Consider the following 22,615-nt stretch of genomic DNA (forward strand, 5'->3'; position numbering starts at 1 on the left):
GGCGCCGCGCTCAGGCCTCCGGCGCCGCGTCGAGTCCGAGGATGTCGATCACGAACACGAGCGTGGATCCGGCCGGGATGGCCCCCTGATCCTGGTCGCCGTAGCCGAGCTCGGGCGGGATGACCACCAGCACCTGCGACCCCACGGTCTGCCCTTCGAGGGCGGCCGCGAAGCCGGGGACGACGCCGTCGAGGGTGAGGGACGCGGCTTCGGCGTCCCAGGTGCTGTCGAAGGCCTCGTCCTCGCCCCACACCACGCCGGTGTAGTGCACGCGCACCGGCTCGTCCCCGGTGACCTCGGGGCCGTCGCCCTTCTTGATGGTCTGGACTACCAGCTCCTCCGGCGCGGCGCCGTCGGGGATGATCAGGCCCGGATGACCGTCGGGAGCGCGCACGACGCTCGGCAGGCCGAAGCCGCTGTTGAACTGGTTGGCGCCGTCGGCGGCAGGCAGGTACACCTTGCGGACGTCGATCACCGCGACCGCGGACTCGTCCTTGGCGAGCCCGAAGCTCGACGCGACCTCGGCGCTCATGTCTTCGGGTGAGAGCGCGACGGCGATGCGCGATCCGTCGGTGGCGCAGTGCAGCGCCTCTTCGAAGCCGGGGAAGTTCTGCGTCCACTGCGACGGCGAGGTCACACGCGACAGGTCGCCGTCGTAGGCGGTCGCGACGATGTGCTCGCCGGTCTCGCCGTTGTACACCGACACATCGACGACCATGAGCTGGTTCGGCTCGGTGATCGCGGTGCCCTCACCGGCGACGACGTCTTCGTAGGCGAGGTGCGGCGCCTTCAGCGGCGTGTACACGTCGACCTCGGGTTCGGCATCCGTCTCCCCCTCGACCGTGATGAGGTCCATCACGTCCGGGTCGGAGACAGCCGGACGTGAGCAGTCGGAGGCGCCGGGCAGGGAGCAGCCGGCGAGGCCGACGGTCACGAGGCCCAGCACGGCGAGGGCAGCAGGGATCTTGCGCACCGGGCTAGTTTAGGCGGACTCGCCGGACACGTCCGAACCACCGGACGCCATCCGCGCACCCTCGGCGGCACGCTGCGCCTCGCGCACCCGCTTGCGCAGGTTCTTGTCGGTGATCTCGCGGTCGCCCACGGCGCCCGGGGTCCACAGTTCGACGTCCTGGTCGTTGTAACTCGACTTGGAGGCCCGGCGCTTGACCTCGGGTGGCACCGCGCCGGGCGCGAGCCGCCGCGCCCACACGAGGAACCCGGTGTGGGCGACCATGCGATGGTCGGGCCTGACGGCGAGTCCCTCGACGTGCCAGCCGCGGACCATGGTCTCGTTGGCGTCGGGCTCGGTGAACAGCCCGGTGCCTCGGAGGTACTCCGCGACGCGGCTCAGCTGCGTGGCCGTCGCGACGTAGCAGACGACGACGCCGCCGGGTGTGAGCGCGTCGGCGACCGCGTCGATGCACTCCCACGGGGCCAGCATGTCGAGCACGACACGATCGACGGATGCCGACGCCACAGTCCGCGGCAGATCCTCGGCGAGATCGCCCACGACGACATCCCAGTTCGCCGGGACCTCCCCGGTGAACGTCTCGACGTTCGCGCGCGCGACGTCGGCGAAGTCCTCGCGCCGCTCGAACGACACCAGGCGCCCCTCTGCCCCGATGGCGCGCAGCAGCCACAGCGACAACGCGCCCGAGCCCACTCCGGCTTCGACCACGGTGGCCCCGGGGAAGATGTCGGCCTCGGCGAGGATCTGCGCCGCGTCCTTGGGATAGACGATGGCCGCGCCGCGCGGCATCGACATCACGAAGTCGCGCAGCAGGGGTCGCAGCGCGAGGTACTCGTGCCCGCCGCTGTTCGCGACGACGGATCCGTCCGGGAGCCCCACGAGATCGGCGTGGCGCAGGACGCCGTGGTGCGTGTGCAGCTCGCCGCCCTCGCGAAGCGTGACGGTGTGCAGCCGCCCCTTCGGGCCGGTGAGCTGGACGCGGTCTCCGAGGCGGAAGGGTCCGCGTGGCTGCTCTGTCATCGGGTGACCCCTTCCGTCGCGGCGGCGGCAGCGGCCCTGCGGTGCGACGCGTGGAGGCGCGCCAGGTCGTCGACCGTCCGCCCTTCGAGCGTGGGCCAGATCTCGTGCGCCCCCGCGCCGGCGAGCGACACCATGAGCGGGACACCGAGGACGACGGCGCCCGACGCGACGGCGGACCGCAGGCCGTTGGGCGAGTCCTCGATGGCGACGACTTCTTCGGTGGTCACGCCGAGTGCCTCGCACGCCTGCAGATACGGATCGGGGAACGGCTTCGGGCGCGTCGCGTCGTCGCCGGCGATGATCACATCGAATGCCTCGAAGTCGATCAGATCGACCACCGTCGTGGCCATGCGCCGCATCGACATCGTGACGAGGGCCGTCTTGACACCGCTCGCCCGCAGACTCGCGAGCAGCTCGCGGGCGCCGGGACGGAACGGGACGCCCGTGGTGGCGAGCCGGCGCATCACATCGTCGGTCAGGTGGTCGATGATGCCGTCGACGCTCATCCGGACGCCGGTCTGCTGCAGGATTCGCGCCGAATCCTCGAGGCCGAGGCCGACGAGGCTCAGCGCCTGCTCGTGCGACCACGTCCCGCCGAAGCTCTCGATGAGCGGCGTCTCGGCCGCCATCCAGTACGGCTCGGTGTCGACGAGGGTTCCGTCCATGTCCCACAGGACCGCCGCAAGGCGTGGCGCATTCACCGTGCAATCCTACCGAGCGGGCGCCGACCCCTCCGCGGGACCGGGGCCTATCCTGGAGGGAACCCCTCGCCGGGGTGGAGGAGGTCTCGTGGACGGACTGGGTCGCCGTGTGCTGGTCGCCGCGTTCGACGGCTGGAACGACGCGGGCGAAGCCGCGTCGTCGGCCATCACGCGCCTGCGCGAGGGGGGCGAGTACGAGACCGTCTTCTCTGTCGACCCCGAGCTGTACTTCGACTACCAGTACACGCGCCCGCACGTCGCCACCGACGGCGAAGGACGCCGCACGCTTCGCTGGCCCGAGGCCGCGCTGCTGCGTCCGGCCCGTGCGACGCGCGGAACTCAGCTCTGGCTGCTCACCGGCGTGGAGCCGGCGCGCGCCTGGCAGGCGTTCGCATCGGAGTTCGTCGACATCGCCTTGCGCGAAGACATCACCGGCTTCGTGGCGATCGGCTCGATGATGTCGGACGTCCCGCACACCCGGCCGATCTCGGTGTTCGCCGGGAGCGACAACGAGGCGCTGCGCGGCGCGCTCGACCTCGAGCGCAGCACCTACGAAGGGCCCGTCGGCATCCTCAGCGTGCTGGGTCACGTCGCCGAGACGGCCGGGATCCCGACCGCCGCCCTGTGGGCGAGCGTGCCGCACTACGTCGCAGGCCACACTCCGTCCCCCAAGGCCACGCTCGCGCTGCTCGACAAGCTCGAGGACCTCACCGGCGCCGCCGTCCCCCGCGGCGACCTCGCGACCGAGGCGGCCGCATGGGAGGCGTCCATCGACGCCGCGGCAGCCGACGACGAGGAGATGACGGAGTACATCCGCCAGCTCGAGCGCACGCGCGACACGTGGGACTCGCCCGAAGCGTCGGGAGACGCGATCGCGCAGGAGTTCGAGCGCTATCTCCGCCGCGGCGGCGGAGAAGGGCCGACCAAGCCCGGCCGCGACGACCCGCGCCGCTGAGGCGAACGGCTGATCGCCCCAGCGGCGGTCGCCGGCATCAGTGCACGCCGTGACCACCGGCCGGAGGCGCAGTCACGCCCGGCGCGATCACGATCGCGGCGAGAAGCGCCGCGACGGCGGCCGCCACCGCCGCTGCGCTGAAGCCTGCCACCGCGCTGGACGCGAGGAGCGCCGCGAAGACCGAGACCCCTGCGGCGCTTCCGATCTCGTGGGACGAGCTGAGAACGGCCGACGCCGTTCCCGCCTCGGCATGATCCACGCGGCCGAGCGTGGTCGTGCTCGCACACACGAACGAGGCGCCGAGCCCTGCGGCGCACACGCTCATGGCGGCCACCGCGATGCCCTCCGGCAGGCCGCCGGCGATGGCGATGGCCGTCATCGCGAGACCGGCGGCGGCGAGCACGAGGGCGACCGGCGCGATGCGGCGGGCACCCGCAGCGCCGATGGCGCGACCGGCGAGATGCGCGCCGACCATGACGCCGACCGCGATCGGCAGGAAAGCCAGGCCCGTCGCGATCGGCCCCCATCCGGCGCCGATCTGGAGCTGGAAGGAGAACATGACGAAACCGCCCACGAGCAGCCCGGTCGCGACCAGCATGAGGAGCGATCCTGTCGCCACCGGTCGTGACCGCAGCAGGCCGGGGCGCACGAGCGGATCGGCTGTGCGTCGCTCGACCGCGACGAACGCGGCCAGGACGAGAAGCCCGCCTCCGGCGGCCACGGCGCCGGCGAGCGGACCGACCTGCTCGGTCACGGTGAACGACGACACGACGGCTCCCAGCCCGGCCGTGGCGAGCAGGCCGCCGGCGACGTCGATCCGGCCGCTCGCGCGTGCGGCTGTGGTCGCCGACCCGACGATGACCGGAATCGCGAGGGCGACGAGCACCCCGACGGGCAGGTTGACGAGGAAGATCCAGCGCCAGCCGGGCCCGCCGGTGAGGAGACCGCCGAGGAGCACGCCGACAGCGGCTCCCGCGCCGCCGATCGCACTCCAGACGCCGAGCGCACGATGGCGTCCGGCACCGTGGAAGCGATGGAGCAGGGTGGCGAGCGCGGCCGGCGACAGCAGCGCCGCACCCACGCCCTGTGCGGCGCGAGCGCCGATGAGCCATCCGGGGCCGGCCGCGAGCGCTGCCACGAGCGACGCGACGGTGAACACGACGAGCCCGGCGAGGAGCATCTTCCGCGCGCCGAGCACATCGGTGAGCCGTCCACCCAGGATCAGCAGCCCGCCGAACGGCACGGCATAGGCGGCGATCGCCCACCCCGCGAGCGCAGGTTCGATGCCGAGCTCTGCGCTCATCACGGGCAGCGCGACGTTGACGACCGTCAGATCGATGACCAGCATCGCCTGGACGAGCGCGAGGACGAACAGCGTGAGGCGCGGCCGACCGGCGCGATGCGGGAAGGGGACGTCGGTGGCGCCGGGCGCGGGCGGCGGCGAGGCATGTGACATGGTGCTCCTATCTCGAACACGAGTGTTTGAGTTAACTTGTACATGCCTGTTCGAGATAGTGTCAAGTCATGGCCGATGCCACTCCCCGCGCCACGCGCGCCGATGCCGTCCGCAACCGTGAGGCGATCCTCGACGCCGCCGTCGACGAGCTCACCCGCGATCCGCGCGCGAGCATGGCCGCCATCGCACGAGCCGCCGGCGTCGGCCGGGTCACCCTCTACGGGCACTTCTCGTCACGCGAGCAACTCGTGGAACAGGCGCTGCTGCGGGTGATCGCACGCTCGGAAGCCGAGCTGGCCTCGCTCGATCTGAGCGGCGAGCCCATGGCCGCGCTGGACCTGCTGATCCGTCGATCGTGGCGGATCGTCGACACCTTCCACCGGCTGCTCGGCGTCGCCGAGGAGACGCTCTCGAACGATCGGATCCTCGCCCATCACGCCGAGCCGATGGCACGCGTCCGCGCACTCATCGAGCGCGGGCAGCAGGAGGGCGCGATGCGCACCGACCTCGACTCCGGTTGGCTCACGGCCTGCTTCACCGCGATGCTGCACACCGCCGCCGCAGAGGTCCGTGCCGGCCGGCTGGACGACGCGGATGCCGACCGCATCGTCACGGCGACGGTCGTGTCGCTGTTCGCGGCGCGCGGGTGAACTGCAGGTCTACGGCTGGATGGCGCCCACGCTCAGCAGCACGAGCAGCAGCGAGCCGAGCGCCACGCGGTAGACCACGAACGGCAGGAAGCTGTGCTTGGAGATCCAGTTCATGAAGAACGCGATGACTCCGAGCGCCACGGCGAAGGCGACGCCTGTCGCGACGGCCGTCTCGCCCAGCGTGAAGACGCGCGGCTCCCCCAGGCTCTTGAACAGCTGGTAGAAGCCGCTGCCGAACACGGCCGGGATCGCGAGCAGGAACGCGTAGCGCGCCGCGGCGGACCGCTCGTAGCCCAGGAAGAGTCCTGCCGTGATCGTGCCGCCGGATCGCGAGACGCCCGGGATGAGCGCGAGCGACTGCGCCAGGCCGAACACGACGCCGTGACCGATGGTGATGTCCTGCAGCTTGCGCTTCTTCGCCCCGACATGGTCGGCGATCCCCAGCAGCACGCCGAAGAAGATCAGCATGCCCGCGACGAGCCAGAGCGACCGCAGCGTCGTCTCGATCTGATCCTGGAAGAGCAGTCCGAGTACGACGATCGGGATGCTGCCGACGATGATCAGCCACCCCATCTTCGCGTCGGGGTCGTTGCGCGGGATGCGTCCGAAGAGGGCGCCGAACCAGTGCGAGATGATCCGGACGATGTCGCGCCAGAAGAAGACGACGACCGCGGCCTCGGTGCCGATCTGCGTGATGGCGGTGAACGCGGCTCCCGGATCCTGCGCCGACGGCAGGAACTCTCCCAGGATGCGCAGGTGCGCGCTCGACGAGATCGGCAGGAACTCGGTCAGCCCCTGGACGAAGCCGAGGATGATCGCCTCGAGAAGCATGGGCGCCTTTCAGCTCTACGGGACGGATGCCGCGGCGCGCGGCATCCGTCGCGTCTTCAGTACGTGCGGAGGAGGTCGGTGAGCACCGTCCGGCCGAAGACGAGCGCGTCGATCGGGACGCGCTCGTCGACGCCGTGGAACATGCCGGTGAAGTCGAGGTCGGCGGGCAGCCGCAGGGGCGCGAACCCGTAGCCGGCGATGCCGAGCGCGGCGAGAGCCTTGTTGTCGGTGCCGCCGCCCATCAGGTAGGGGATCACCGGGGCCCCGGGGTCGTGGCGACCGAGCGCACCCACCATCGCGTCCACCAGATCGCCCGAGAACGGCGACTCGAGCCCGATGTCCTGGTGGACGACCTCCACGTCGATCCCGTCGCCGACGATGCGGCGGATGTCGGCGAGAGCGGCCTCCTCGGTGCCGGGGAGGACACGCACGTCGACGAGGGCCTCGGCGCGGTCGGGGATCACGTTGTGCTTGTAGCCGGCGACGAGCCCGGTGGGGTTCGTGGTGGTCCGCAGCGTCGAGCGCAGGAAGCCGGATGCCGCGCCGGTCGCGGCGGCGACGGCGTCGGGGTCGTCGGTGGCCTGGCCGGTGAGCGCGGCGAGGGCCTCGGTCATCTGCCGGGTCGTCTCGGTGAGCGTCACGGGCCACGCCGTGCGGCCGAGCGCCGCGACGGCCTCGGCGAGCCGCGTCACCGCGTTGTCGGCGTGGAGACTCGAGCCGTGCGCGGCGCGGCCGCGGGCGACGAGCCGGATCCACACGAGCGCCTTCTCCCCCACCTGGAGCAGGTAGGCGTGCTGGTCGCCGATCGGGATGGAGTATCCGCCGACCTCGCTGATCGCCTCGGTCGCCCCGGCGAACCACTCGGGACGGTTCTCGATCACGAGGGCGGACCCCTCGACGCCGCCGTTCTCCTCGTCGGCGAAGAACGCGAGCACCAGATCGCGCTCGGGCTGCTCGCCGGCGCGCAGGATGTCGGCGACCGACGTGAGGATCATGGCGTCCATGTCCTTCATGTCGACCGCGCCACGGCCCCACAGCATGCCGTCCTTCACGACGCCCGCGAAGGGATCGACGCTCCAGTCCTCGGCGATGGCCGGGACGACGTCGAGATGGCCGTGCAGCACCAGGGCCGGCTTGTCGCGGTCCCGTCCCGGCACCCGCGCCATGACGTTGGTGCGGCGCGGGATCGGCTCGTAGTACTCGGGCTCGAGCCCGACACCCTCGAGGTAGGCGCCGACGTACTCGGCAGCCTCGCGTTCACCGGCGGCGCGTCCTCCGCCGTGGTTGGTGGTGTCGAAGCGGATCAGGTCGCGCGCCACGGCGGCGACCTCGGGAAGTTCGGCTTCGGGCATGCCGTCAAACCTATCCTCTCGACGACGAAGGCCCCCTTTCGGGGGCCTTCGACCTACTGTGCGCGAGGGGGGACTTGAACCCCCACGCCCTATACGGGCACTAGCACCTCAAGCTAGCGCGTCTACCTATTCCGCCACCCGCGCAGGTGGATTTCGGTTTCGCAACCGAGGAACGACATTACCACGTCGGCGGACCTTGATCGAATCGGGCGACCCCCGGGCGCGTCAGGCGAGCGACACGCCGAACAGCAGTCCGAGCAGGTATGTCACGGCGGCGGCACCGTACCCGATCGCGAGCTGCCGCAGTGCGCGCCGCAGCGGCGGCGCGCCGGACAGGACTCCGACGGCGGCGCCCGTCGCCATGAGTGCCACGCCCACCAGCACGAGCGCCACGACGAGGGCCGCGACCCCCGAGAGACCGAAGATCCACGGCAGCACGGGGATCACCGCGCCCGACGCGAAGAACAGGAAGCTCGACAGCGCCGCACCCCAGGCACTCCCCACGACCTCGCCGTGTGCGGCGACCTCCACGGGCCCGGTGTCGGCCCTCCCCTGGCCGGCGGCGTGCGCGGCTTCGACGACGCGGCGAGCTCGCGCAGAGGCCTCGGCCTCCGGCATCCCCCGTGTGCGGTACACGAGCGCGAGCTCGTTGGCATCGATGTCGAGGTGAGGGATGGCACCGTCGGCGTAGTCGCTCGGCTCCGTCGCCGCCAGCAGCTCGCGCTGCGACCGCACCGAGACGAACTCGCCGGCACCCATCGAGAGCGCGCCGGCGAGCAGGCCGGCGATGCCGCTGAAGAGCACGAACTGACTCGAGACGCCGGTCGCACCGATGCCCATGACGAGGGCGAGGTTCGAGACGAGGCCGTCGTTGGCGCCGAACACGGCGGCGCGGAACGTCCCCGACAGGCGCCGCCGGCCGCGCGCGGCCAAGCCGCGGACGACCTCGTGGTGGATCTTCTCGTCGGCAGCCATGCGGGCGGTCGCGGACGGCTCGTCGTCGTACGGTGAACGGGCCTCGGCACTCTGCGCGAGAGCCAGCACGAAGATCGAGCCGAAGCGCTTGGCCATCCATCCGAGCAGGCGCGTGCGCGCGTCCGGCCGCGGCAGCCTGCCCGGGGTGCCGCCGAGGAGGTCGAGCCAATGCGCCTCGTGTCGTCCCTCGGCCTCCGCGAGGGCGAGCAGGATCTCGCGCTCCTCGCCGGTGCGCCGGTCGGCGAGATCTCGGTACACGCGGGCCTCGGCACGCTCGTTGACGAGATACTGCGCCCAGCGGCGGCGGTCGCGGTCGGTCGGTGCGGCGGGCGCGCTCACAGGGGCCTCCAGGCGGGATCGGACCTGTCCACGCTAGTCATCGCTCCGAGCACCGACGCGCCAGAGCCGAGGATTGCCAGCATTTCGGAGCTCCGAACGTCAGCCCGCGCCCAGGGCCGCCCGCTCCCCCGCAGGTCGCCGCGGACCGGCGCCGGGCAGGAGAGCTCGCACGAGCTCCTCCCACACCTCCTGCGGCGGCGCGGCGACGCGCCCCCGCGATTCGAAGGAACCCCGCCGGTATGCGGGGCGTCTCGGCGCGCCCGGCGACGGGGTCAGGAGTGCACGCGCTTGCGCAGCACGTCGATACGCGCCTGCAGCTGCGCGACGGTCGCGTGCGACACCGCGGGGCCGCCGCAGATGCGGCGGAGCTCGGCGTGGACCAGGCCGTGCGGCTCCCCGGACTGACGCGCGTAGAGGCCGACGAGGCTGTTCAGCAGCTGCCGCTGCTCCTTGAGTGTGCGGTGCAGCGCCTGCGGAAGCGCCGGCTCCTGCGTCTCGGGAGCCGCCGCCTCCTTCGCCTCGCGGGCGCTGCGGTGGCGGCTCTGGCGCGCCTGGCGCTGCATCAGCAGCTCGTGCACGTGCTCGGGCTCGAGCAGCCCCGGCAGCCCGAGGAACTCCTCCTCCTCGGGAGTCCCGGGCACCGCGAGCTGGCCGAACTCCTTGCCGTCGTACATCACGCGATCGAAGTGCGCGCGCGAGCCGAGCGCCTGGTAGGTGAACTCCTCGGTGAGCGCGTCGGACGCCTTGTCCTCCCGCTCGGCGGCGTCCATCAGGTCTTCTTCGGCGTTCCACTCGTCGTCGTCCGAGTCGCGGTCGAGTGCGTGATCGCGCTGGCGCTCCATCTCGTTCGCCAGGGCGAGCAGCTGGGGCACGTTCGGCAGGAACACGCTCGCCGTCTCGCCACGGCGACGGGCGCGCACGAAGCGGCCGATCGCCTGGGCGAAGAAGAGCGGCGTGGACGCACTCGTGGCGTATACGCCGACGGCGAGGCGCGGTACGTCCACGCCCTCCGACACCATGCGCACGGCGACCATCCAGCGGCTCGTTCCCTTCGAGAACTCCTCGATGCGGCTCGACGCCTCGGCCTCGTCCGACAGCACGACCGTGGGCTGCTCGCCGGTGATCTGCTGCAGGATCGCGGCGTAGGCGCGCGCGGCCGTCTGGTCGGTCGCGATCACCAGGCCTCCGGCATCCGGAACGTGCTCGCGCACCTCGGTCAGGCGCCGGTCTGCCGACCGCAGCACGGCCGGGATCCAGTCGCCGTCGGGGTCGAGTGCGGTGCGCCAGGCCTGCGACGTGATGTCTTTCGTGTTGTCCTGCCCGAGCTGGGCCTCCATCTCGTCGCCGGTCTTGGTGCGCCACCGCATGTGCCCGGCGTAGACGAGGAAAAGCACCGGACGCACGACGCCGTCTTCGAGCGCGCGCCCGTAGCCGTAGGCGTAGTCGGTGCGCGAGACGCGGATGCCCTTGGCGTCGGGGTGGTACTCGACGAACGGGATCGGCGCGGTGTCGCTGCGGAACGGCGTGCCCGACAGCAGCAGGCGGCGCGTCGCACGGCCGTACGCCTCGCGCAGGGCGTCGCCCCAGCTGAGCGCGTCGCCGCCGTGATGCACCTCGTCGAGGATCACGAGCGTGCGCGCGTCCATCGTGAGGCGCTGGTGGACGGATGCCTTCACCGCGACCTGCGCGTATGTGACGGCGACGCCGTGATACTGCCGCGCTGGGGCGACGTGCCGGTTGCTGAAGGCGGGATCGAGACGGATGCCGACACGCGCGGCCGCATCGGCCCACTGGGTCTTCAGGTGCTCGGTGGGGGCGACGACGACGATGCGATCGACCACGCGGCGCCGCAGCAGCTCGCTCGCCAGGCGCAGGGCGAACGTCGTCTTCCCGGCGCCGGGCGTCGCCGCGGCCAGGAAGTCGCGCGGGCCGCTGCCGGGGCCGTCCGGCCCGTCGAGCGAGAAGTACAGGTCGAGCGCCTCGGCCTGCCACGCTCGCAGACGCTGTGCCGTGCCCCATGGGGCGCGCTGCGGGTACGTCGGGCTCAGGTGCTCCGCGGCGAAGCTGCCGATGTGCGGCTCACCCTCGCGGGCGGGGCCGTGGGACTCGGGCGTGTGGTGTTCGGTGGAAGCGGGCGCTGATTCGAGCGTGGTTCCGTCCGTCACCGATTACACCTCCCCCGTGGACAACGAGTCACCACCATAGTTCACAGACCCGACGTCCCCCCGTCGCCCCACCACGTCATCCGTCCTGTCCCTTGCGCGCGGTACCCTGGGCACCGGTCACGAGCCGGAGGAAGACGGATGTCAGCGACACAGCAGGATCCCCGCACGCCGTATGTGCCCAACGCCGGGCCGCACCCGTGGCGGCGGTACGTCGCGATCGGCGACTCGTTCACGGAGGGTGTCGGCGACGCCGAGCCGGCGTCGCCCAACGGCTTCCGCGGCTGGGCCGACCGGGTCGCCGAGGTGCTGTCGCAGCAGGTGGACGATTTCGCGTACGCCAACCTGGCGATCCGCGGCCGGCTGATCCGGCAGATCGTCGACGAGCAGGTGGAGCCCGCCGTCGCCCTCAAGCCCGACCTCGTCACGTTCTCGGCGGGCGGCAACGACGTGATCCGGCCCGGCTCCGACCCCGACGCGGTCGCGCAGCTGTTCGAGGACGCCGTGGTGCGGCTCTCCCGCGACGGCGCCACGGTCGTCGTCTTCACCGGCATCGACACCGCCTTCACCCCGGTGTTCCGCGGCATCCGGGGCAAGGTGGCGATCTACAACGAGAACATCCGGACGATCGCCGACCGCTACGACTGCATCGTGGCCGACCAGTGGGCGCTCAAGGAGGTGCAGGACATGCGCTTCTTCGACGACGATCGTCTGCACTACAACGCGCTCGGGCATCACGAGGTGGCGCGCATGGTGCTGCGGGCGCTCAACGTGCCCAACGACCTGCAGCCGATGCAGCCCGACCCGCTCCCGATGCGCACGTGGCGCGAGGCGCGCGCGGTCGACCTCGTCTGGGCCCGCGAGTACTTCGTGCCATGGGTGCTGCGGCGCCTGCGCCACCAGTCCTCGGGCGACCACATCAAGGCGAAGCGGCCCGACCCGACGCCGGTGACGACGCTCACGTCGCCGCCCGACGCCGCGCAGCAGGCGGACGAGGACTGACATGGCCGTCCACGTGATCACGGGTGCCGGGTCCGGAATCGGCGAGGTCCTCGCGCAGCGCCTCGCCGAGCGCGGCGACGAGCTGTGGCTGCTCGCGCGGGACGCCGGGCGCGCCGCGCAGCTGCGCGGACGATTCCCGGGCGCGCAGACCCTGGTCGGCGATCTCGCCGAGCCGGAGCGCCTGTCGTGGGCGTTCGGCCACCAGAGCGTTCCGCCGCGCGTGGACTCGCTCCTCCACGTCGCCGGCGTCGTCGAACTGGGCGCCGTGGCCGAGACGCCGGTCAAGGCCTGGCAGCAGCAGCTGAACGTCAATGCAGTGTCGCCCGCGGAGCTCACCCGGCTCATGCTGCCGGCGCTGCGCGCCGCGCGCGGCCAGATCGTGTTCGTCAACTCCGGCGCAGGGCTGCGCGTGAGCCCCGAGTGGGGCGCGTACGCGGCGAGCAAGTTCGCGTTGCGCGCCCTCGCCGACGCCGTGCGTGCCGAGGAGCGGGCGAACGGCGTGCGCGTCACCACCGTGTATCCGGGGCGCACGGCGACGCCGATGCAGCAGAAGGTTCACCAGCAGGAGGGCGCCGACTACGACGCGTCGCAGTGGATCGACCCCGCCTCCGTCGCGACGACGATCCTCGCGGCGCTGGACCTGCCGCGCGACGCGGAGCTCACCGAGCTCACCGTCCGCCCAGGCGCCTGACGCGGCGCGGCGGTCACCGCGCGCGCAGCTCCCACAGCGCCACGGCGCTCGCAGCCGCGACGTTGAGCGAGTCGACGCCGCCCGCCATCGGGATCGTCACCACCGTGTCGGCCACCTCGAGAGCGCGGCGCGACAGGCCGTCGCCCTCGGCGCCGAGGAGCAGAGCCACCCGCTCCGGACGCCTCGCGCTGAACGCATCAAGGCCCACCGCGTCGTCGGCGAGCGCGAGCGCGGCGAGTTCGAACCCGGCCTCGTGCAGCACGCCACGCGCCTCGCCCCACTCCGGCAGCCGGGTCCACGGCACCTGGAACACCGTTCCCATGCTCACCCGGACGCTGCGGCGGTACAGCGGATCCGCGCAGCGCGGGCTCACGAGCACCGCATCGGCGCCGAGTCCTGCCGCGGCGCGGAAGATCGCGCCGACGTTGGTGTGGTCGACGATGTCTTCGAGCACCACGACCAGCCTCGCGCCGGCGACGACCTCGGCGACCGGCGGCAGGGCGGGCCGGTGCATCGAAGCCAGCGCGCCGCGGTGCACGGCGTAACCGGTCAGCGATTCCGCGATGTCGGGCTCGACGACGTAGATGGGGATGGACGCGTCGGCGACGAGCTCCTGGACCTCGTCGAGCCACTTCTCCTGCACCAGGATCGACCGCGGGCGATGGCCCGCAGCGAGCGCTCGGCCGATCACCTTCGCCGACTCGGCGATGTACAGGCCTCCCTCGGGCTCCAGCACACGCCGCAGTGCGACATCCGTCAGGTCGCGGTAGTCCGCGAGGCGCTCGTCCGAGGCGTCCGAGATGCGTTCGATCGTCACCGTCTCACTTTCGCAGAACACGTAACATGCCCGAAAACCGCCGGGCCTACACTCGACGCGAGGGGGTGCGCCACGTGACGACCACGATCGGGACCGCGTTCGACGCGCAGACGACGGATGCCGTGGCCGCCGCAGTGTCGGCGCTTGCCGGACGCCGCATCGCGGTGCTGACCGGCGCCGGCGTGTCGACCGATTCCGGCATCCCCGACTATCGCGGCACAGGCGCGCCGGTGCGCACGCCGATGACCGTGGAGCAGTACTTCTCGAGCGAGGCCGCGCGACAGCGCTACTGGGTGGGCAGCCACCTGGGGTGGCGGGCGTTCGCCGCTGCCCAGCCCAACCCCGGCCACCGTGCGCTCGCCGACCTCGAGTCCCGCGGGATCGCGTCGGGCGTCGTGACTCAGAACGTCGACGGCCTGCACGTGCGCGCCGGCAGCCGTCGGGTCGTCGAGCTGCACGGCACCATGCGTCGCGTGTTCTGCAGCCACTGCGGTCAGGTGTTCGACCGCCGAGACCTCGCGCAGCGCGTCGAGCACGAGAACCCGTGGATCTCGGTGCCCGAGAACGTCGCCCTCGGCCCGGACGGAGACGTGCTCCCCGAGAGCGTCGAGGGGTTCCGCATCCCGGCGTGCAGCGTCTGCGGCGGGGTTCTCAAGCCCGACGTCGTGTTCTTCGGCGAGTTCATCCCCGCCGAGAAGTTCCGCGAGGCCGAACAGCTGGTCCACGCGAGCGAAGGGCTCGTCGTGGCGGGATCGTCGCTCGTCGTCAATTCCGGCATCCGCCTGCTCGAACGCGCTCGGCGGCGCCGGATGCCGGTCGTCATCGTCAACCGCGGCGACACCCGCGGCGACACGCGTGCGACCGTCAAGATCAACGCGGGCGCGAGCGAGGTCCTGCGCGCGCTCGCCGAGTCGCTGCCACCGCTGGATTGACGTCTCGGGCTGTCCCCCAGGTCGGCTGGGTAGGCTCGCAGGGTGACAGCGCTGACCCTGATCCGCCACGGCGAGACCGACTGGAACCGCGACCGCCGGATCCAGGGGTCGACCGACATCCCCCTCAACGACACCGGCCGCGCGCAAGCGCGCGCGACGGCGGCGCTGCTGCGCGACCGGATCGATCTCGGCCTTCCGGTCTCGATCGCCTCGAGCGACCTGGCCCGCGCACGCGAGACCGCCGAGATCATCGCGACCGAACTCGGGATCGGCGCCCCGCGCCAGTACCGAGGACTGCGTGAACGCTCGTACGGCGAGGCCGAGGGCGTCGGCGTCGACGAGTTCCGCGAGCGCTGGGGCGACTGGTACACCGCCGAGGTGCCCGGAGCGGAGCCCTGGCCCGAGCTGCGGGCACGCGGCATCGCGGCCCTCGGCCGGGCCGTGCGGGATCACCGGCGCGCGACGGCCCCGGCCGCCGCCTCGCTGATCGTCGTCAGCCATGGCGCGTTCATGCGCGAGATGATGCGCCACGCCACCGCCGGCGCGCTCCCGCCGGCCGGCGAGCGCCTGCTGAACGGCTCGGCCCACGACTTCGTCTACGAGCGCGACCACCTGCGGCTCGTCGCGTACGCCGGCCTCGTCGCCTGACCGCCTGCCGCGCCGATCCGGGGTCCTCACTCCGCACTCGGCTCGTACTGCGGCTCAGGCTCCGCTCGCGGCCCGCGAAGGGCGATGACGAGCACGAGCACCCCCATGACGGCGACACCCGCCCACATGGCCTGCTGCCATCCGGCGACGAACGCGTCCTGCGCGGCCGTGAGGATCTGCTCCGCGTGTGACCCTGCTCGATGGCTGACCTCGGCGGCATTGGCGATGCCATCCCGCGCCGCGCCGGCGAGGTCTGCCGGCACGCCGTCGAGGCGATCTCCGATGGAGCTCTGGTAACCGGCGATCAGGACTCCCCCGAGGAGCGCGATGCCCAGTGCAGAGCCGAGTTCGCGGGTGAGGTCGTTGAGCGCGGAGGCCACGCCCTGCCGCGCCCGTGGGAGCGAGGACGTGATCGCCTCCGTCGACGGAGTCATCGCGAGCCCGGCTCCCAGACCCATGGTGATGAGACCCGGCAGGACCGGGAGGTACCCCCCGGTGACTGACACGAGGACAGCCATGAGCGCGAGGCCGAGGGTGGCGAGACTCAGTCCGATGACCATCGCTGCGCGGGCCCCGATCCTGCTGACGAGCCGTGGTGCGAGAGCGGAGGCGAGCATCATCACCAGGGCCATCGGCATGAGGCCGAGGGTGGCCAGCAGCGCGGTCCAACCCAGGACCACCTGGAAGTACGGGTAGAGCACGAGCGAGACGCCGCCCTGGATGCCGAACAGGACGAGCAGCAGCGTCGTGCCTGACGACAGCCCTCTGGTGCGGAAGTACCGGACGTCCAGCAGCGGGAACGAGGCGTGCAGCTCCCACAGGATGAACACGACGATGGCGACCACAGCTGTCGCGAGGGAGAGGAGGACGATCGGGGCGCTCCAGCCGAGCGTGGGCGCCTCATGCAGTGCGAAGGTGAGGCCCACGGTGGCGATGATCGACGTGAGAGCGCCGAGCACGTCGAACCTGCCCGGGGCGGCCGCGCGGGAGTTCGGCACCGCGCGGAGACCGAGGAGCACCGCGGCGACGGTGAGCACGACGGGGAGGGCGAACAGCCATCGCCAGCTCGCGACGTCCACCAGCACTGCAGAGAGGTACATGCCCAGGATGCCGCCCCCGCCGGCGACAGCGGTCCACATACCGATCGCCTTCGCGCGCGCCTCGTCGGGGAACGAGGAAGTGATCACTGCGAGGGTGACGGGCATGATCATCGCCGCACCGACGCCGCTGAGCGCGCGCGCGGCGAGCATGATCTCGATGACAGGCGCTCCGGCGGCCACGATGTTGGCAACACCGAACACGACGAGTCCTGCGATGAGCACGGGCTTGCGCCCCAGGCGGTCGCCGGCGGACCCGAGAGGCAGCAGGAGGGCTGCGAGGGTGAGGACATACGTGTTGATGATCCAGAGCACCTCGCCCTGTGAGGCGTCGAACGTCGTCGCCAGCTGTGGCTGCGCGACGTTGAGGCCGGAGACCGACGCGACGACAGCCATCAAGGCGATGCAGACGGCCCAGAGAATCGCGCGGCGTCGACGCGGGTCGTCGACGATCGGCGCGTCCTCGTTTGTGTTCGCAGAAGAGGTGGAGGTCATGCTTGCGAGGTCCTTTGCAGTGATGCGGCGTCGGGGTCGGGTCCGACGCACGTCGAGAAGGAGGTCGGCCGCGTCGACGTGGGATGCCGTCGCTCGTGCTGCCTGAACCAGGATCACTTCGCATCCGACAAGGTGGCAAACATATTTGCCGAATGGCAAAGTGGACGTCATGGGCAACGCCACCGATCAGACCCTCGACGCCGTCGGACCACGTCTCAAGCGTTTGCGGCTCCACCGCGACGTCACCCTGACCACGCTGGCCGCGGAGATCGGCGTCTCGGCCAGCACGCTGTCCCGGCTCGAGGCGGGGTTGCGGCGACCGACGCTGGAGCAGCTCCTACCGCTGGCGCGCTACTACGGTGTCACGATCGACTCGCTCGTCGACGCGCCGCGTACCGCCGACCCTCGCGTAGACCTGCGCCCGGTGTCGTGTTCCGACGGGTCCGTCATCATCCCGCTCACACGCCGGCCAGGAGGCATCCAGGCCTTCAAGTTCGTCCTCCCCACAGGCAGTGACGACGCCGTGCCCGACCTGCACACCCATGAGGGACACGATTGGGCGTACGTGCTCAACGGAACGCTGCGCCTCATCCTCGGCGACCACGATCTGCTCCTCCACGCCGGAGAGGCCGCCGAGTTCGACACCCGAATCCCGCATTGGTTCGGTGCGACCAGCGCCGGGCCCGTCGAATACCTCAGCCTCGTCGGACGCCAGGGTCAGCGCGCTCACGTCCGCGCGGTGACCACTCGCCGCTAGAGCCGTTCAGCGCTCCGCGTCACGCACGGTGCGCTGTGTCGCAGCCGCAAGCGGGACCGCTGAGCCGCGCGCCGCAGGGGAATGATCGACGGTCAGTCTGCGAGCGGCACCACCTGCGGCGCGCCGCCGGACGATGTGACGACGAGGACGCGCGCAGCGGCGAGGCCGTCGAGCGCGTGAACGACGGCGGCGGCGTCCGCATCGGTCGTCGGACCGTCCGCAGCCGCTGCGCGCCACACCGTGACCGCGGCACCTGTCGCCGACCGGATCCGCCGGGCGAGTTCGTCCGCATCGTCGCCCGCCACGAGGATCACGCGGCCGATGACATCGGGGGGCGCCGCGGCAGGCGCGAGCGCGCGGTCGCGGCGCCAGATCGCGAAGTGATAGCCGAACACGACCGCCGTCGCGCTCAGCAGCCCGAGGGGCGCGCGGATGCGCTCCAGGAGTCCCGCGGCGCCCCCGGCGTCGAGAAGGAACTCGAACAGCCGGTACCCGATGATGAGCAGTGTCACGAGCCCGACGACGGCGCTCGCCCCGAACACGACGATCAGGTAGACGCGGCGAGCGGGGTCCGCGGCATCCGCCGTCGTCACCGTCCGTGCCGGACGCCACGCGATCACCCACGCCGGCACTCCCACGACCAGCGCGCTGATGCCGCCGAGCAGAAGCGTGCGCGGGTCGTCGTCGACGAGAGCCGGGCCGACCGCCGCGAGCAGCGCGTTGACGACCACGCCGAATCCGCTTGCCGCGCCGATCAAGGCGATCGCCGAGACCACGAGACGTCCTGCGCCGCGCACCCGCTCGGACCTCGCCGCGAGCACGGAGGCGTGGTAAACCCACACGAATGCGCCGACGAGCACGGCGGAGACCGCGACATCCATCGGCGCCAGCACTTCGGCGAGGGGGTCGGTGTCGAAGAGCACCCGCAACAGCACGAAGACGACGGTGCCGAGCGAGAAGAGGGCGGTCGCCGCCGACGCGCCGATGACGATGACCAGCAGCACCGCCGCGAAGGCGCCCGGCGCGCGGCGCGCCCCCTCGCGGAACCAATGCCACCACCACTCGAGTGCGCCGAGGGCGAGCCACACCAGGCCCCGCAGGACCGGCACCGCCCAGTGCTCCGACGCGATGAGCACGGGTGCGACACCCGAGAGAGCCTCCGACAGCAGCGCCGCGAGCGCCGAGACGGCACCGGATGCCGCGACCACGAGTCCGAACAGCGCCGACAGTGAGACCGGCACGTCGACGAGCCGAGTGGGGGTGCTCGCGGCGTTCCGGCGCATCTGCCGGTGCCAGAGCCACACCCCTGCCCATACCAATCCGGTCGCAAGCTCTCCCGGCCGCCACCGCCCGTCGACGCCGGCGGCGGCCGCGGACCCGAGGGAGAGCGTCGCCACGATGAGCGCGGTCAGGGTCATCGCCGTCAGGTACAGCGCCCACACCAGCGACGCGCGCTCGAAGGGGTCGGCGAGGCGACGGCGCAGCCACCACCACAGCACCGCGGCCAACGGCGCGCCGATCAGCGCGAACGCGAGCGCGAGCGCGAGGCCGGCGCCGGTGTCGACCAGCACGCCGCCGGCACCGATGGCGCGTTCGAGGAGTCCGCTGAGTCCCGACGCGGCGATCGTGACGAGCGCGAACAGGAGGGCGAAGAGGATGATGCGACGGATGACGGCCTGCGCGCCGCGACCGTGCGGCGCGGCGGTCCGGAGCCCGGCCGAGGCGGCCGGCGGCGGGGATCCGGACATCACCGCTGCCCGCTCTCGATGCAGACGGTGAACTGCCACGGCGCCGTCTCGATGAACCACGATCCGTCCTCGCGCACGAGGTCGAAGGCCTCCTCGCTCTGATATTCGTCGGCGCCGAGCGGGCCCGATCCATAGATCGTCGCGACGATCACCTCCACGCGCGCAGTGCCGTCGCGCTCGGTGGTGTCGACGAGCGTCATCCGGTGATCCTCGGTGCCCGGGTGCACACGCTCGCACGAGTCCGCGATCTCGGGCGCCAGGTACGTCAGCGCCGTGCGCACGTCTCCGTCGCTGACAGCCTGCGCGTAGCGCTGCACGACGCCCTCGGGCGTCTCGGGGTCGAACTGCGTCGTCCCGCCCCGTGCGAAGACGACGATCAGCGCGACCACGACGACCAGCCCCATCACGGCCAGCAGCGCCCACAGGAACACCCGCGACGGGCCGGCGTCTTCGCTCATGGGGACATCTTGCCGCCAGACGGCCGGGATGTCAGTACCTCGCCCGGCCCACCCTCGACGTGGCTCCGCGGCGGTGCACCGTCATCGCTCCGCGCGCCGCAGCACCCCGCGCGCGTGCCGGAGCACCGGCTCGTCGACCATGCGCCCCTCGTACGTGAACACGCCCCGCTCCCCCTCGGCAGCGGCGAGCACGCCCGCCGCCCAGGCGACGGCCTCGTCGCTCGGCCGGTACGCGTCGCGGATGATCGTGACCTGACCGGGGTGGATGCAGGCGGTGGCCGTGAAACCGGATGCCGCGGCATCCGCTGCCTCGATCGCCAGTCGCCGGGTGTCGTGGATGTCGAGGTGCACCGCGTCGATCGCCGCCTTGCCGCGTGCGCCCGCCGCAAGCAGCACGCGAGAACGGGCGTAGCGGGCGATGTCGCGATAGCGTCCGTTGGGCTTGCGGCTCGAGGTGCCGCCGATGCTCGCCACGAGGTCTTCGGCACCCCACATGAGCGCTGAGACGTTCGGCAGCTCGGCGATGCGCTCGGCCTGCGACACCCCCTTGGCCGTCTCGCACAGCGCGACGAGCTCGAAGCGCTGGTCGATCTTGCGCAGACGCTTGGGCGATTCGGACTTGGCGACCATGATGCGTCGGTAGTCCGTCTGCGAGAGCGTGGCGAGGTCCGACACGAAGTCGTCGGTCCCGGGCGGGTTCACGCGCACGATCACGCGAGCCGGGTCGAGCTCGGACTCGATGAGGTGGCCGCGAGCCGCGGTCTTGTCGGCGGCGGCCACCGCATCCTCGAGATCGAGGATCACGGCGTCGGCGCGCTCGAGCGCCTTCGCGTACCGCTCGGGCCGGTCGGCCGGGCAGAAGAGGAGGGCGGGGCCGAGGTCGAACGTCACGGCTGCTCCTTCGTGTCGGGGCTGCGCCACATGAGCGCCACGCGGGTCGCGGTGGCGACGACCTCGCCACGCTGATTGCGGCCGGTGTGGCGCAGGGTCACGATGCCCTGGCCGGGCCGCGAGGACGACAGACGCTTGTCGACGACCTCCGTCTCGGTATAGAGCGTGTCGCCGTGGAACAGCGGTGCGGGGAACGCGATGTCGGTGAGGCCGAGCTGCGCCACGAGAGTGCCCTGGGTGATCTGCGAGACGGATGCCCCGACCATCGTCGACAGCGTCCACATCGAGTTCATCAGCCGCTGCCCGAACGGCTGGGACTCGGAGTAGGCGGCATCCAGATGCAGCGCCTGGCTGTTCATGGTGAGCGACGAGAACAGCACGTTGTCGGCCTCGGTGGCGGTGCGACCGGGGCGGTGGGCGTAGCGCGCACCGACCTCGAGCTCGTCGAAGTAGAGCCCTCGCTGCACGATCTCTCTGGTCTGGCCGCTGTCGCTCACCCGAGTCACGCTACTCCGAGCGATCGGGCGATGACGAGCAGCTGCACCTCGTTCGTGCCCTCGCCGATCTCGAGGATCTTCGAGTCGCGGTAGTGGCGAGCGACCGGGTACTCGTTCATGAACCCGTTGCCGCCGAACACCTGCGTCGCGTCGCGGGCGTTGTCCATCGCAGCGTCGCTCGCCGTCAGCTTGGCGATCGCGGCCTCGGTCTTGAAGGGCTTGCCGGCATCGCGCAGACGTGCGGCATGGTGCCACGCCAGGCGCGCGTTGTGCACGCGCAGCTGCATGCGGGCGAGGAGGAACTGGATGCCCTGGCGCGTGGCGAGCGCGTCGCCGAACACGGTGCGCTTCTTCGCGTAGTCGACGGCGGCCTCGAGGCATCCCTCCGCCGCACCGGTCGAGAGCGCGGCGATCGCGATGCGGCCCTCGTCGAGGATGTGGAGGAAGTTCGCGAACCCCCGCCCGCGCTCGCCGATGAGGTTGCCCTCGGGCACGCGCACATCCTGGAACGTGAGGGGGTGGGTGTCGGAGGCGTGCCAGCCGACCTTGTCATAGCCCGGCTCGACGGTGAATCCGGGGGTGCCCGTCGGCACCATGATCGTCGAGATCTCCTTGCGGCCGCCCTGCTCGCCGGTGACCGCCGTGACGGTGACGAAGCGCGTGATGTCGGTGCCGGAGTTGGTGATGAACTGCTTCGAGCCGTTGATGACCCATTCGCCGCCGTCGAGCTTCGCCGTCGTGCGGGTGGCGCCGGCGTCCGAGCCGGCTTCCGGCTCGGTGAGACCGAAGCCTGCCAGCGCCTTTCCGGCAAGGAGATCGGGCAGGAGCTCCTGCTTCTGCTCCTCGGTGCCGAAGCGGAACACCGGCATCGCGCCGAGGCTCACCCCGGCCTCGAGCGTGATCGCGATCGACTGGTCGACGCGGCCGAGCGCCTCGATCGCGAGGCACAGGGCGAAGTAGTCGCCGCCCTGCCCGCCGTACTCCTCGGGGAACGGCAGGCCGAAAAGGCCCAGTTCGCCCATCTGCGCCACGACGTCCATCGGCAGCGTCTTCGTGCGGTCGGCCTCGTAGGCCTGCGGGGCGACGACCTCGTCGGCGAAATCGCGCACCATGCGGGCGAGCTCGCGCTCGTCGTCGGTCAGGTTGTGGTGGTCCATGGCTTCCTCTGTGG

At 71.6% G+C, this 22,615-nt stretch carries 22 protein-coding genes and 1 tRNA gene; 7 read left to right on the forward strand and 16 right to left on the reverse strand.

Annotated features, from left to right (window positions below; genetic code table 11):
• Positions 1–10 precede the first annotated feature (10 nt).
• The 3 genes from IM778_RS09320 to IM778_RS09330 are packed head-to-tail and all read right to left on the reverse strand — an operon-like array spanning position 11 to position 2,691.
• Positions 11–973, reverse strand: a complete 963-nt coding sequence (locus tag IM778_RS09320; protein WP_194408641.1) for an FKBP-type peptidyl-prolyl cis-trans isomerase — start codon at positions 971–973, stop codon at positions 11–13.
• Between the two features lie 9 nt (positions 974–982).
• Positions 983–1,990 (reverse strand): tRNA (adenine-N1)-methyltransferase, encoded by a 1,008-nt coding sequence (locus IM778_RS09325; protein ID WP_194408642.1) that lies wholly within the window; start codon positions 1,988–1,990, stop codon positions 983–985.
• Positions 1,987–2,691, reverse strand: a complete 705-nt coding sequence (locus IM778_RS09330; RefSeq protein ID WP_194408643.1) for an HAD family hydrolase — start codon at positions 2,689–2,691, stop codon at positions 1,987–1,989. The genes IM778_RS09325 and IM778_RS09330 overlap by 4 nt, the downstream gene beginning before the upstream one ends.
• 88 nt (positions 2,692–2,779) lie before the next feature.
• Between IM778_RS09330 and IM778_RS09335 the strand changes: the two genes are divergently transcribed.
• Positions 2,780–3,646: a PAC2 family protein gene (locus tag IM778_RS09335; RefSeq protein ID WP_194408644.1), complete on the forward strand. Its 867-nt coding sequence runs from the start codon at positions 2,780–2,782 to the stop codon at positions 3,644–3,646.
• Positions 3,647–3,683: 37 nt separating this feature from the next.
• Here IM778_RS09335 and IM778_RS09340 read toward each other — a convergent pair whose 3' ends face one another.
• Positions 3,684–5,102: an MFS transporter gene (locus tag IM778_RS09340; RefSeq protein WP_194408645.1), complete on the reverse strand. Its 1,419-nt coding sequence runs from the start codon at positions 5,100–5,102 to the stop codon at positions 3,684–3,686.
• Between the two features lie 68 nt (positions 5,103–5,170).
• Here IM778_RS09340 and IM778_RS09345 point away from each other — a divergent pair, with 68 nt between their 5' ends.
• A complete protein-coding gene (locus IM778_RS09345) occupies positions 5,171–5,752 on the forward strand; it encodes a TetR/AcrR family transcriptional regulator (RefSeq protein ID WP_194408646.1) in 582 nt (193 codons plus the stop codon).
• A 9-nt stretch (positions 5,753–5,761) separates the two neighbouring features.
• On the opposite strand, the gene IM778_RS09350 is transcribed toward IM778_RS09345, so the two are convergent.
• The 5 genes from IM778_RS09350 to IM778_RS09370 form a co-directional block, all read right to left on the reverse strand.
• Complete coding sequence (locus tag IM778_RS09350; RefSeq protein WP_194408647.1) at positions 5,762–6,583, reverse strand: undecaprenyl-diphosphate phosphatase; 822 nt, start codon at positions 6,581–6,583, stop codon at positions 5,762–5,764.
• A gap of 56 nt (positions 6,584–6,639) precedes the next feature.
• Positions 6,640–7,935, reverse strand: a complete 1,296-nt coding sequence (locus tag IM778_RS09355) for a M20/M25/M40 family metallo-hydrolase (protein ID WP_194408648.1) — start codon at positions 7,933–7,935, stop codon at positions 6,640–6,642.
• Positions 7,936–7,994: 59 nt separating this feature from the next.
• Positions 7,995–8,079 (reverse strand) — tRNA-Leu (locus IM778_RS09360).
• A gap of 81 nt (positions 8,080–8,160) precedes the next feature.
• Entirely contained in the window at positions 8,161–9,249 is a 1,089-nt protein-coding gene (locus IM778_RS09365; protein WP_194408649.1) for a VIT1/CCC1 transporter family protein, read from the reverse strand.
• Between the two features lie 272 nt (positions 9,250–9,521).
• A complete protein-coding gene (locus IM778_RS09370) occupies positions 9,522–11,321 on the reverse strand; it encodes a DEAD/DEAH box helicase (protein ID WP_194411806.1) in 1,800 nt (599 codons plus the stop codon).
• A gap of 231 nt (positions 11,322–11,552) precedes the next feature.
• Here IM778_RS09370 and IM778_RS09375 point away from each other — a divergent pair, with 231 nt between their 5' ends.
• Together IM778_RS09375 and IM778_RS09380 are read left to right on the forward strand one after the other, a co-directional pair.
• Positions 11,553–12,413 carry an SGNH/GDSL hydrolase family protein gene (locus tag IM778_RS09375; RefSeq protein WP_194408650.1) on the forward strand — a complete coding sequence of 287 codons (861 nt, stop codon included), beginning with the start codon at positions 11,553–11,555 and terminating at the stop codon, positions 12,411–12,413.
• A 1-nt stretch (position 12,414) separates the two neighbouring features.
• Positions 12,415–13,104 (forward strand): SDR family oxidoreductase, encoded by a 690-nt coding sequence (locus IM778_RS09380; RefSeq protein WP_194408651.1) that lies wholly within the window; start codon positions 12,415–12,417, stop codon positions 13,102–13,104.
• A 13-nt stretch (positions 13,105–13,117) separates the two neighbouring features.
• Here the strand turns inward: IM778_RS09380 and IM778_RS09385 are convergent, their stop codons facing one another.
• On the reverse strand, positions 13,118–13,921 hold the full coding sequence (locus tag IM778_RS09385) for a TrmH family RNA methyltransferase (RefSeq protein WP_194408652.1): 804 nt from the start codon (positions 13,919–13,921) through the stop codon (positions 13,118–13,120).
• Positions 13,922–13,995: 74 nt separating this feature from the next.
• Between IM778_RS09385 and IM778_RS09390 the strand changes: the two genes are divergently transcribed.
• A complete protein-coding gene (locus tag IM778_RS09390) occupies positions 13,996–14,853 on the forward strand; it encodes a Sir2 family NAD-dependent protein deacetylase (RefSeq protein ID WP_420488826.1) in 858 nt (285 codons plus the stop codon).
• 42 nt (positions 14,854–14,895) lie between these two features.
• Positions 14,896–15,501, forward strand: coding sequence for a histidine phosphatase family protein (locus IM778_RS09395; protein ID WP_194408654.1), 606 nt, complete (start codon positions 14,896–14,898; stop codon positions 15,499–15,501).
• 26 nt (positions 15,502–15,527) lie between these two features.
• On the opposite strand, the gene IM778_RS09400 is transcribed toward IM778_RS09395, so the two are convergent.
• Positions 15,528–17,093, reverse strand: coding sequence for an MFS transporter (locus IM778_RS09400; protein WP_194408655.1), 1,566 nt, complete (start codon positions 17,091–17,093; stop codon positions 15,528–15,530).
• 169 nt (positions 17,094–17,262) lie between these two features.
• Between IM778_RS09400 and IM778_RS09405 the strand changes: the two genes are divergently transcribed.
• A complete protein-coding gene (locus tag IM778_RS09405; protein WP_194408656.1) occupies positions 17,263–17,850 on the forward strand; it encodes a helix-turn-helix domain-containing protein in 588 nt (195 codons plus the stop codon).
• A gap of 92 nt (positions 17,851–17,942) precedes the next feature.
• Here IM778_RS09405 and IM778_RS09410 read toward each other — a convergent pair whose 3' ends face one another.
• The 5 genes from IM778_RS09410 to IM778_RS09430 all read right to left on the reverse strand — a co-directional run bounded on the left by IM778_RS09410 (position 17,943) and on the right by IM778_RS09430 (position 22,601).
• Positions 17,943–19,598 carry a DUF5671 domain-containing protein gene (locus IM778_RS09410; protein WP_228484837.1) on the reverse strand — a complete coding sequence of 552 codons (1,656 nt, stop codon included), beginning with the start codon at positions 19,596–19,598 and terminating at the stop codon, positions 17,943–17,945.
• The gene (locus tag IM778_RS09415; RefSeq protein WP_194408657.1) at positions 19,598–20,056 is read right to left on the reverse strand and encodes an LpqB family beta-propeller domain-containing protein; all 459 of its coding nucleotides are present in this window, start codon (positions 20,054–20,056) and stop codon (positions 19,598–19,600) included. The genes IM778_RS09410 and IM778_RS09415 overlap by 1 nt, the downstream gene beginning before the upstream one ends.
• 81 nt (positions 20,057–20,137) lie before the next feature.
• Positions 20,138–20,947: an HpcH/HpaI aldolase/citrate lyase family protein gene (locus IM778_RS09420; RefSeq protein WP_194408658.1), complete on the reverse strand. Its 810-nt coding sequence runs from the start codon at positions 20,945–20,947 to the stop codon at positions 20,138–20,140.
• On the reverse strand, positions 20,944–21,444 hold the full coding sequence (locus IM778_RS09425; protein ID WP_228484485.1) for a MaoC family dehydratase: 501 nt from the start codon (positions 21,442–21,444) through the stop codon (positions 20,944–20,946). Before IM778_RS09425 ends, IM778_RS09420 begins: the two co-directional genes overlap by 4 nt.
• Before the next feature lie 5 nt (positions 21,445–21,449).
• Positions 21,450–22,601, reverse strand: coding sequence for an acyl-CoA dehydrogenase family protein (locus tag IM778_RS09430; RefSeq protein ID WP_194408660.1), 1,152 nt, complete (start codon positions 22,599–22,601; stop codon positions 21,450–21,452).
• Positions 22,602–22,615 lie beyond the last annotated feature (14 nt).

Source organism: Microbacterium cremeum, assembly GCF_015277855.1.
GTDB classification, from domain to species: domain Bacteria; phylum Actinomycetota; class Actinomycetes; order Actinomycetales; family Microbacteriaceae; genus Microbacterium; species Microbacterium cremeum.

What these genes read in the sequence shown, in the direction of transcription:
- IM778_RS09350 (WP_194408647.1), bottom strand. Translation starts at nt 6,583, where the DNA reads ATGCTTCTCGAGGCGATCATCCTCGGCTTCGTCCAGGGGCTGACCGAG.
- IM778_RS09375 (WP_194408650.1), top strand. Translation starts at nt 11,553, where the DNA reads ATGTCAGCGACACAGCAGGATCCCCGCACGCCGTATGTGCCCAACGCC.
- IM778_RS09380 (WP_194408651.1), top strand. Translation starts at nt 12,415, where the DNA reads ATGGCCGTCCACGTGATCACGGGTGCCGGGTCCGGAATCGGCGAGGTC.
- IM778_RS09410 (WP_228484837.1), bottom strand. Translation starts at nt 19,598, where the DNA reads ATGTCCGGATCCCCGCCGCCGGCCGCCTCGGCCGGGCTCCGGACCGCC.
- IM778_RS09405 (WP_194408656.1), top strand. Translation starts at nt 17,263, where the DNA reads ATGGGCAACGCCACCGATCAGACCCTCGACGCCGTCGGACCACGTCTC.
- IM778_RS09415 (WP_194408657.1), bottom strand. Translation starts at nt 20,056, where the DNA reads ATGAGCGAAGACGCCGGCCCGTCGCGGGTGTTCCTGTGGGCGCTGCTG.
- IM778_RS09400 (WP_194408655.1), bottom strand. Translation starts at nt 17,093, where the DNA reads ATGACCTCCACCTCTTCTGCGAACACAAACGAGGACGCGCCGATCGTC.
- IM778_RS09345 (WP_194408646.1), top strand. Translation starts at nt 5,171, where the DNA reads ATGGCCGATGCCACTCCCCGCGCCACGCGCGCCGATGCCGTCCGCAAC.
- IM778_RS09355 (WP_194408648.1), bottom strand. Translation starts at nt 7,935, where the DNA reads ATGCCCGAAGCCGAACTTCCCGAGGTCGCCGCCGTGGCGCGCGACCTG.
- IM778_RS09340 (WP_194408645.1), bottom strand. Translation starts at nt 5,102, where the DNA reads ATGTCACATGCCTCGCCGCCGCCCGCGCCCGGCGCCACCGACGTCCCC.
- IM778_RS09325 (WP_194408642.1), bottom strand. Translation starts at nt 1,990, where the DNA reads ATGACAGAGCAGCCACGCGGACCCTTCCGCCTCGGAGACCGCGTCCAG.
- IM778_RS09430 (WP_194408660.1), bottom strand. Translation starts at nt 22,601, where the DNA reads ATGGACCACCACAACCTGACCGACGACGAGCGCGAGCTCGCCCGCATG.